Annotated in this window: 9 protein-coding genes and 1 pseudogene; 9 read left to right on the top strand and 1 reads right to left on the bottom strand. The window is 32.2% G+C overall.

Annotated features, from left to right (window positions below; genetic code table 11):
• Positions 1 to 25 precede the first annotated feature (25 nt).
• The 4 genes from HY951_02425 (at position 26) to HY951_02410 (ending at position 2,616) form a co-directional block, all read left to right on the top strand.
• Complete coding sequence (locus HY951_02425; GenBank protein MBI5538884.1) at positions 26 to 313, top strand: glycosyltransferase; 288 nt, start codon at positions 26 to 28, stop codon at positions 311 to 313.
• Between the two features lie 11 nt (positions 314 to 324).
• Complete coding sequence (locus HY951_02420) at positions 325 to 723, top strand: WxcM-like domain-containing protein (protein ID MBI5538883.1); 399 nt, start codon at positions 325 to 327, stop codon at positions 721 to 723.
• Positions 720 to 1,133, top strand: a complete 414-nt coding sequence (locus HY951_02415; protein MBI5538882.1) for a WxcM-like domain-containing protein — start codon at positions 720 to 722, stop codon at positions 1,131 to 1,133. The genes HY951_02420 and HY951_02415 overlap by 4 nt, the downstream gene beginning before the upstream one ends.
• A 565-nt stretch (positions 1,134 to 1,698) precedes the next feature.
• Positions 1,699 to 2,616: a DUF2334 domain-containing protein gene (locus HY951_02410; protein ID MBI5538881.1), complete on the top strand. Its 918-nt coding sequence runs from the start codon at positions 1,699 to 1,701 to the stop codon at positions 2,614 to 2,616.
• Positions 2,617 to 2,684: 68 nt separating this feature from the next.
• Here the strand turns inward: HY951_02410 and tnpA are convergent.
• Positions 2,685 to 3,038: pseudogene (tnpA, locus tag HY951_02405) on the bottom strand (IS200/IS605 family transposase).
• A gap of 125 nt (positions 3,039 to 3,163) precedes the next feature.
• Here tnpA and HY951_02400 point away from each other — a divergent pair.
• The 5 genes from HY951_02400 to HY951_02380 are packed head-to-tail and all read left to right on the top strand — an operon-like array spanning position 3,164 to position 7,968.
• Positions 3,164 to 3,709 (top strand): N-acetyltransferase, encoded by a 546-nt coding sequence (locus HY951_02400; protein ID MBI5538880.1) that lies wholly within the window; start codon positions 3,164 to 3,166, stop codon positions 3,707 to 3,709.
• Positions 3,706 to 4,806: a DegT/DnrJ/EryC1/StrS family aminotransferase gene (locus HY951_02395; GenBank protein MBI5538879.1), complete on the top strand. Its 1,101-nt coding sequence runs from the start codon at positions 3,706 to 3,708 to the stop codon at positions 4,804 to 4,806. The genes HY951_02400 and HY951_02395 overlap by 4 nt, the downstream gene beginning before the upstream one ends.
• A gap of 3 nt (positions 4,807 to 4,809) precedes the next feature.
• Entirely contained in the window at positions 4,810 to 6,045 is a 1,236-nt protein-coding gene (locus tag HY951_02390; protein MBI5538878.1) for a glycosyltransferase family 4 protein, read from the top strand.
• Positions 6,046 to 6,075: 30 nt separating this feature from the next.
• Positions 6,076 to 6,954, top strand: a complete 879-nt coding sequence (locus HY951_02385) for an NAD-dependent epimerase/dehydratase family protein (protein MBI5538877.1) — start codon at positions 6,076 to 6,078, stop codon at positions 6,952 to 6,954.
• A gap of 21 nt (positions 6,955 to 6,975) precedes the next feature.
• Positions 6,976 to 7,968 carry a glycosyltransferase family 4 protein gene (locus tag HY951_02380; GenBank protein MBI5538876.1) on the top strand — a complete coding sequence of 331 codons (993 nt, stop codon included), beginning with the start codon at positions 6,976 to 6,978 and terminating at the stop codon, positions 7,966 to 7,968.
• Positions 7,969 to 8,805: the final 837 nt, after the last annotated feature.

Here is an 8,805-nt window from a genome sequence, read left to right as displayed (position 1 = left end):
AATTGATGAGTCTGACTGTATGATAATGATTAGCAAAAGAGAGGCATTTGGCTTAGTTTATTTGGAATCAATGGCAAGAGGTTGTATAACTATTGGTTCAAGAAGTGAAGGAATTGATGGAATTATTAAGCATGAGAAAAATGGCTTTTTATGTGAAGCAGGAAATGAAAAGGAATTAGTTCAAATCATTAGACAGATAAACAAATTAACCCCTGCCGAGAGAAAAAAAATATCAGATAATGCCATTGCTACAGCAAAAGAATTGACAGATTATATGGTTGCATTAAAATATATAAATGCTGTAGATTATTAATATTGAATAAAATGGAATCAGTTAAAATTATTAATCTTCCCAAAATAATAGATCAAAGAGGTAATCTTTCATTTATAGAAGAATATAATCATGTTCCATTCAAGATTAAACGTACTTATTGGATTTATGATGTGCCTGGTGGTGAAACTAGGGGTGGTCATGCATACAAGGAAAACGAAGAGTTTATTGTAGCTCTTTCTGGGAGTTTTGATGTTATAATCGATAATGGTATTACCAAAGAGGTTTTTTCTTTGAATCGCTCTTATTACGGTTTGTACATTCCAAAAGGAATGTGGAGGCAGATGGAAAATTTTTCAACAAATTCGTTAGCACTAATTTTAGCTTCAATCCCCTATGATCATTCAGATTATATATTCGACTATAATGAATTTAAAAACAGTTTGAAATGAAAAGGTCAACCGTATATGATTGTACCATCATTGAAATTGATAAACATCAGCACGATAAGGGTAATATTAGTGTGATTGAAAACGGAGTTACTGTTCCATTTGATGTAAAACGAGTTTATTATCTTTATGATGTTCCCGGAGGGGAGTCACGTGGAGGCCATGCTCATAAAGAACTTCGACAATTGATTGTTGCAGCTAGTGGCAGTTTTAATGTTACATTGGATGATGGAAATGTGAAAAGAACTTTTACTTTGAATCGACCTTATCAGGGATTACTTATAGTCCCTGGTATATGGCGTGAATTGGATGATTTTTCTTCTGGAGCAGTTTGTTTGGTTATGGCTTCTATGGTTTATGATGCTGATGATTACATTAGGGATTATGAACAATTTGAAACGTATAAATTATGAGTTTTTTGACATTAAAAAAGAATATGCGATGATTTTTTGTCCTAGCAGATTAAGTTGGTACGATAATTTACTAATGAAAGTATCAAATAGAGTGCATTTATTTCATACTATCGAAGAATTTTATAAAAAGCAAGTTAATAGCAAATATGTTGTTCAAAATGAAAAACACTTTATAATTAGGCATGATGTTGACACCGATCTCAAAACAGCATATTATTTTTATTTGAGAAAAAGTATATTATGAAACCAACATATTATTGCCTGCACTGTTTACCCTTACTAAGAAAGTAATTAAGGAAATAAAAGAATTTGGTTCTGAAGTTTCAGTCGGTATAAGGAAATAGCAAAGTTTGTCAAACGCAATAAAGTTTTTGCAATGGTAGAAATTAATGGTAGGAATGGTGGAATAAGAAAGGATCTTTGCGATTATTTGATGCAATTTAGAAATAGACTTAACGTAAAATTTTTAACGGGTTTACTTCTGTTAATAGTCTACTTTTATAGTTGCACTGAACCTGACCTCCAAGTACCTGAAATCCAAAAAAATTTTATAAGTGCTGATAACATGTATCTGAAAATAGGAGATTCAACAGTTTTAAATATTGGGTTATCGAATCCAGACCTTGACGATATGAAGTTTGACTGGACTGCGGAGTTTGGAAGGATTAAGGGTAGTGGTAATTCTGTTAAATATTATGCACCTGATTCAGTAGTCTCAGATATTATAGCGGTAACTATTACAGGTCCTGATAGTGCTAAAAGAGCTTCTATTGCCAAGATAAACGTTTTCAATCAGCTGGTAATTTTAAAAGCAGATGATATGGTTTTTGATGAAAATACTATCGTCCCTCAAAGATGGGTTTCATTTATAGATTACATTAAAAGCAAAGGAATTAAAGCAAGTATTGGCGTTATCGGAAATTCGCTTGAAGCAGGTAACAATAAATACTTTAAATACCTTAAATCTATTGCTGCATCAGGGAATTTTGAACTTTGGAATCATGGTTATAATCATATTTATGATGGGAAATACCCAAATGGCGAATCATATAAAGAATTTTATAATACACCATATTCCTATCAGTATAAACATATGTCACTTACTGATAGTCTGGCTATCAAAAAACTAGGCATTATATTTCACACTTTTGGTGCACCAGGTAATGGTATTGATTCAGTCACCGTTAGAGCAATTAATAACCAGAAAAATATAAAGGTTTGGTTATTTGGATTGCCAGGAAGTACAAAATTTACCATGCAACGATTTGTTGAAATCGAATTCCCAACTTCTGATCCAGTTTATTCCAAATTTATAAAAAATTATTCTTCTGAAAAACCATGTTTAGTTCTTCAGATTCATCCAAATAGTTGGGACGCTGACAAGTTTAGTGAATTTAAAAAGATAATTGATTATCTTCTTTCTAAGAAAGTCACATTTATTAATCCTTATGATTATTATCTTTTAATGAATCCTGAAAAATAAACTGCTATGCTGCAAGTTACGGAATATCTTAAAACAAATTTGTGCATAATATTATAGTCTTTCTCAACTCATTGATACCTTACATGTTTTGAGGTCGTTGTTTCATCACCAAATTTACTTACTGTATTCACAAAATATCCATTTGTCCAGAATTCCTCTCCCCACAGTTGTGTTTTTACTTCAGGATGGATTCTGAATATTTTTCTTGCCGTGATGATTTTCAACATTCTTATTATTTGCGTTGGACTTTTGCTCGGAACTGATTGTATCAAAAAATGAACATGGCTCTTATATGTTCCTATTTCAAGAGAATGTACTTTATATTTCCATCTCAAGATATACTACTTTCAGGGCTTCATCAACAATTTTATCAAACACAACTCTCCTATTCTTAGCCAGACATATAAATGATATAACAACACAGATACATTGTGTGTATTATATTTATATTTGCTCTCACACTTATGCTAATATAAAAAATTATGCTACAAGCAGCGGGGAGTTAACCCTAAAAAAGAATTTTTGAAGAAATTAAACTACACATATAATGGCTGATTACTACATTCACAAATTATCGGAGGTTCAATCAACAAACATTGGAACTAATACAAATATTTGGCAATTCGTGGTCATACTTCCAGATGCTAAGATTGGTAATAATTGTAATATTTGTGCCCATACATTTATAGAGAATGATGTGGTTATTGGGAATAATGTAACAGTAAAATGCGGTGTTTATGTTTGGGACGGTATTACTATTGAAGACAATGTTCAACTTGGACCTAATGTAACATTTACAAATGATAAATATCCTAGAGCAAAACAATCATTTGAACTTAAAAGAACAATTGTGAGAAAAAATGCTTCTATTGGAGCTGGAGCTGTTTTATTATGTGGCATTGAAATTGGTGCAAATTCCATGATTGGTGCAGGAGCAGTGGTTACCAAAGATATACCTCCATTTACTCTTTGGGTAGGCAATCCTGCAAAACATGTTGGATACGTTACAAAAGGAGGTAAATCTCTTTCTTTAAAATTAGAGGATAAAGAAGGTAATAAATATATATTAATTGATGGAGAACCAACAATATGATTAAGTTTTTGGATTTACAAAAAATTAATGCCCAATATAAGGATGAATTAAAGCGAGTGGTCGATGAGGTAATTGACAGTGGTTGGTATTTGTTAGGTGAGAGATGCAGGTCATTTGAAAATAAACTTACTGAATATACAAATGCTAAACATGCAATTGCTGTTGCAAATGGATTGGATGCACTTAGAATAATTTTGCGGGCTTATATTGAGTTAGGATACATGCAAGAAGGAGATGAAATAATTGTTCCAGCAAATACTTATATAGCATCAGTTCTTGCAATAACAGAGAATAGACTAATTCCGGTTTTTGTTGAACCTAGTTTAGATTCTTACAATATTGATATAAATAATATTGAGAATAAAATATCGGATAGAACACGTGCAATAATGATTGTCCATTTATATGGTAGAGTTTGTTGGAGTGAAAAGTTGACTTCAATTGCTTCAAAGTATAACCTTAAGATTATTGAAGATAATGCTCAAGCAATTGGTGCAAGTTTTAATGGTATCAAAACTGGGAACTTGGGCGATGCTGCTGGTTTTAGTTTTTATCCCGGTAAAAACCTTGGAGCCTTGGGAGATAGTGGAGCCGTTACAACATCCGATTCAAAATTAGCTGACACTATTAGAGCTATCTCAAATTATGGATCAAATCAAAAATATATAAATGCATATACAGGTTTAAATAGTAGAATGGATGAGATACAAGCGGCTTTCCTAACAGTAAAAATAAAGTATATTGATAAAGAAAATGATATCCGTAAAGCAATTGCAAAACACTATATCGATAATATTAAGAACGACAAAATAATTTTACCAATCTATCCTAATTCCCCTGAAAATCATGTTTGGCATTTATTTGTAATTAGAACTATTAATCGAGATGATTTACAAAAATATTTAGCTGATCATAATATTCAAACTATTATACATTACCCCATCCCACCACATAAACAGAATTGTTATTCAAATTATAATAATATTAATCTCCCAATTACTGAAAAAATACATAATGAAGTGCTATCTCTACCAATAAGCCCAGTAATGAAGGAGAGTGAAGTTGATAGGGTTATTGATATAATGAATAAGTGGTAATTGATGAAACGAATCTGGCTCATAAATCAATATGCAATGCCTCCCCAAATGGAGCCACGGTTGCGGACAATAAAATTTGCCCAATATCTAACGCTAGCGGGGTACGATGTAACAATATTTGCATCAAGCGTAATGCATAATATGAATATGAACTTAATTGACGATGGAAGTCTATATATCGAGCGTCAATATGATAATTTGAAATTTGTTCATATTAACACAAAATTATATCGAAAAAATGGATTGGGTAGGATTATTGGACTACTGCAATTTCCGTTTCGCCTTAAACGCGTGGTTAAGAACTTTCCAAAACCCGATATTATATTGCATACAGCCACAGTTCCATTTAGCAACCCAATTCACTTTATTGCCAAACGCTTAAATGCCAAGCACATTGTTGAGGTTCTCGATCTATGGCCTGAGACATTTGTTGATTTGGGTATGTTGCGTCGTTCTAATCCTATAACATGGTTTTTATATCGAACAGAACGATGGTTATACGAGAGGGCTGATGAATTAGTCTTTTCAATGGAAGGTGGTAAACAATATTTAAGGGAGAAAGGATGGACCACTCAGGAGGGAGGAAACATAGATTTATCGCACGTACATTATATTAACAATGGTGTAGATCTAGACGATTTTAATAGATTTCTCCAAAGTTATAAACTAAATGATCCTGATCTTATTGATCCTGAGACGAAACGAGTTATTTATCTGGGCTCGATTCGACGAGCTAACCATCTTAAGCATTTAATAGATGCTGCAGAGAAAATTAAAAACCTTCATGATGTCAGGTTTTTAATCTATGGAGATGGGGACGATCGTGAGAGCCTTATCAGCTATTGTAAAGAACATCGCATCGATAATGTTATTTTTAAAGAAAAATGGATTGATCCAAAATATGTTCCCTATGTTCTATCTTGCGCCAATGTTAACATTCTTAATTATCTTCAGGGAAAGTTTGGGCGATACGGGGGAAGCCAAAGCAAAATGTTTCAATATATGGCCAGTGGACAGCCTATTTGTTGCAATCTCGAAATGATGTTTTGTCCCATTACAAAGAATAATTTGGGGATTGCTAAGGACTTTTCATCATCAGAAGAATATGCTGAAGCTATCTGTAAATTAGTTTCAATGACAGCTCCAGAAAGACTTGAAATGCAGCAACGATTAAAAGACGCTTCAAAGAGTTACGATTACAAACATTTGACTAGTCGCCTTGAAGAGTTGTTCAAATAATTGTAGAATTTCATTTTCTAGATTTTAAATATGCGTATTGTTGTAATTGGCTCTGATAGTTTTATAGCAAAAAGATATATCGATTTTGTTCATGATAAAATCGATTCAATTATTGGAATCTCACGAGTGGGCTCCTCTGTCAAGAATGAATTGTTTATTCCTGATTTTAGTACTATTCCTGAGTCTGTATTCCAAGGTGCTGATGTTATAATAAATTTTTCTGCCATCGTTCATCGACCAGATATAAAGGATGAGTCAATATACGATGATGTTAATTATCGCTTAACCATTTTAAACGCTCAGAAGGCGAAAAGAGCTGGAGTAGGATTATTTATACAAATGAGCACCATCGCCGTTTATGGTGGTTCTCAATACATCGATGAGCATACAATTTGCTGTCCTAATACTCCTTATGGCTCCTCAAAACTGAAAGCGGATATTGAATTGTTAAGCATGTTGGATGATGTATTTAAAGTTGCTATTGTTCGCCCTCCTATGGTTTATGGTGCAATAGATGCCCCAGGGAACATGCTTAGATTAATTAAACTAGTAAGGTTGAAACTTCCATTGCCATTCGGAAATGCGAATTGTACAAGGGATTTTATCCATATTAAAAATCTCACCCAATATCTCGGTCAAATTACAATTAATCAACTGAGTGGGGTTTTTATTCTATCTGACCATCAGCCTGTTTCAACAAATCAACTCATTCGCATTATCGCAAAGTACCTTGATCGAAAGGTCTTGCTTATTAACATGCCGCGATTTTTACAATTTTTTTTCCGATTTTTATTCAAAACTGAGTATAATAAATTGTTCGGAGGTCAATCCGTTTTTACTAATTTTCCCAAAGAGGATGACATAACCCGATACTCTGTTGAGGATGGTATTAGGGAGATGGTGCTATAAATTTAATTAGGAGACAATTGAATGATGTTTAATGGTGTTGTTATTTTATTATCTGTAGTTTTTTCCTTGCTATTAACCTATGTGGTTAGAATATGGTCAATTAATCGGGCTATTATCGATATCCCTAACGAGCGAAGTTCTCATACTAATCCCACTCCAAGGGGAGGAGGGATTGCTATTGCGATTACATGGTTTATAGTTATTACCGTCATGAGGTTTTTCAATAAACTTGATTGCAGTTTATACTTTGCTCTGCTTTTGGGTTTACCCATTTCGATTATTGGTTTAGTTGATGATATTGTTACAGTTTCGGCAAGATCACGATTAATAATACAAATTTTATCGGCAGTTGGTGCCGTTCTCCTTTTAGGAGGCATTAAGGACATTGATGGTTGGAGTTTATCGGTTTACCAAACAATTATTTTGAGTGCTATCGCCATTGTTGGGATAGTATGGTTTACCAATCTTTTCAACTTTTTGGACGGTATAGATGGATACATTAGTACCGAGATTATTTTTATTGGTATTGCTTCGTTTTTATTGTTTGGCGCTACACTTCCACTTATGCTAGCCGCTGTAACAGCAGGTTTCTTGGTCTGGAACTGGCAACCAGCAAAAATCTTCATGGGCGATGTGGGTAGCACTCTTCTTGGGTTTACTATTGGCGTTTTCGCCATTTACTATCAAAGTAAGGGTGATTCATCAATTGTAGTTTGGCTTATGCTCACCTCACTTTTTTGGTTCGATGCAACGTTTACCCTCTATCGTCGGTGGAGGAATAGGGAAACTCTTTCGAAAGCTCATAAAAAGCATGCATATCAGCGCATTGTACAATCGGGTTTTAGCCATCAAAAAACAGTATTTTATTCAATTTTAATTAATTTATTCATTTTGATTTTAGTTTGGTTAGCAATTCAGTATTCAGCTTTTTCTTTACTGTTTTTTGCTGTAAATATTATATTTCTTTACTATATCATGAAGTTGGTAGATAAACGATTCTCTTTTCCCAAATAATAAACGCTAAGATTATCAACTTTTATTTTATCATTTAAAGAAGAAATGCTATTTATCGTATTAGTTACTTTAAATCAGTAGGGAGTGAAGTTGTTGTGTTAGACTCATTTTTGAGGATAAAACTGATAGAACTTGTAAGAATATATTGTCAGTTCTTTTCGAAATAAATTTGAGGTTGTGATCCGTAACGTTGAGGCGTGTTTCAATATTATTTTCCAGAGATGAATTGTAGAGAGTTTTATCACTCATTTTCTTAAAGTTTCATCGTATGAAAAGAATAAAGAGGCAAATGAAGGATTGTACTGCTAGCATTCTATTAGTATGATGAATAAAAAACTATAAACAATATTCTAAAATTGTATTTTTAGTAGTTGTTAAAATATTTATTTTATGATAATATGTTCTATTCTTTATTAAATAATAGAGTTAAATTAAGAATCTGTTTACTAAATATAACTACGCTTTTATTTATATTTAGAGCATCTATACCTAGTTTTAAGTATCCATTCATTGTATTATATTTAATTTGTTTTATTTATTTAGTTAAAGAAAAATGTATAACCCTTCAAAAGATAAAACTGTTTCTTAAATTTTACTTTTTAATAATTATTTTATTGTTTATATTCTTATTAGCAATATATACATCTCCCAAAATATATTTAGAGGTATTTAAAGACTTATTTAACAGTTTAATTCTATTATCAATTTTATTTTTTTACACATCTTTCATTAATTCAAAAAGAATGATCAAATTATGTTTAATAAATTTGATTCATTGCATTCTTTATTTTTCAGTTTTTATAGCATTATATTGGATTTATGATTTTTTTCATATTT

Source organism: Bacteroidia bacterium, assembly GCA_016218155.1.
GTDB lineage: Bacteria > Bacteroidota > Bacteroidia > Bacteroidales > GWA2-32-17 > GWA2-32-17.
The sequence above is the reverse complement of the archived record's forward strand: the minus strand, read 5'-3'. Positions and strand labels throughout refer to the sequence as shown.

Coding starts and splice junctions, on each gene's coding strand:
- HY951_02425 (MBI5538884.1), top strand. CDS start 26: ATGATTAGCAAAAGAGAGGCATTTGGCTTAGTTTATTTGGAATCAATG.
- HY951_02420 (MBI5538883.1), top strand. CDS start 325: ATGGAATCAGTTAAAATTATTAATCTTCCCAAAATAATAGATCAAAGA.
- HY951_02415 (MBI5538882.1), top strand. CDS start 720: ATGAAAAGGTCAACCGTATATGATTGTACCATCATTGAAATTGATAAA.
- HY951_02410 (MBI5538881.1), top strand. CDS start 1,699: ATGTATCTGAAAATAGGAGATTCAACAGTTTTAAATATTGGGTTATCG.
- HY951_02400 (MBI5538880.1), top strand. CDS start 3,164: ATGGCTGATTACTACATTCACAAATTATCGGAGGTTCAATCAACAAAC.
- HY951_02395 (MBI5538879.1), top strand. CDS start 3,706: ATGATTAAGTTTTTGGATTTACAAAAAATTAATGCCCAATATAAGGAT.
- HY951_02390 (MBI5538878.1), top strand. CDS start 4,810: ATGAAACGAATCTGGCTCATAAATCAATATGCAATGCCTCCCCAAATG.
- HY951_02385 (MBI5538877.1), top strand. CDS start 6,076: ATGCGTATTGTTGTAATTGGCTCTGATAGTTTTATAGCAAAAAGATAT.
- HY951_02380 (MBI5538876.1), top strand. CDS start 6,976: ATGATGTTTAATGGTGTTGTTATTTTATTATCTGTAGTTTTTTCCTTG.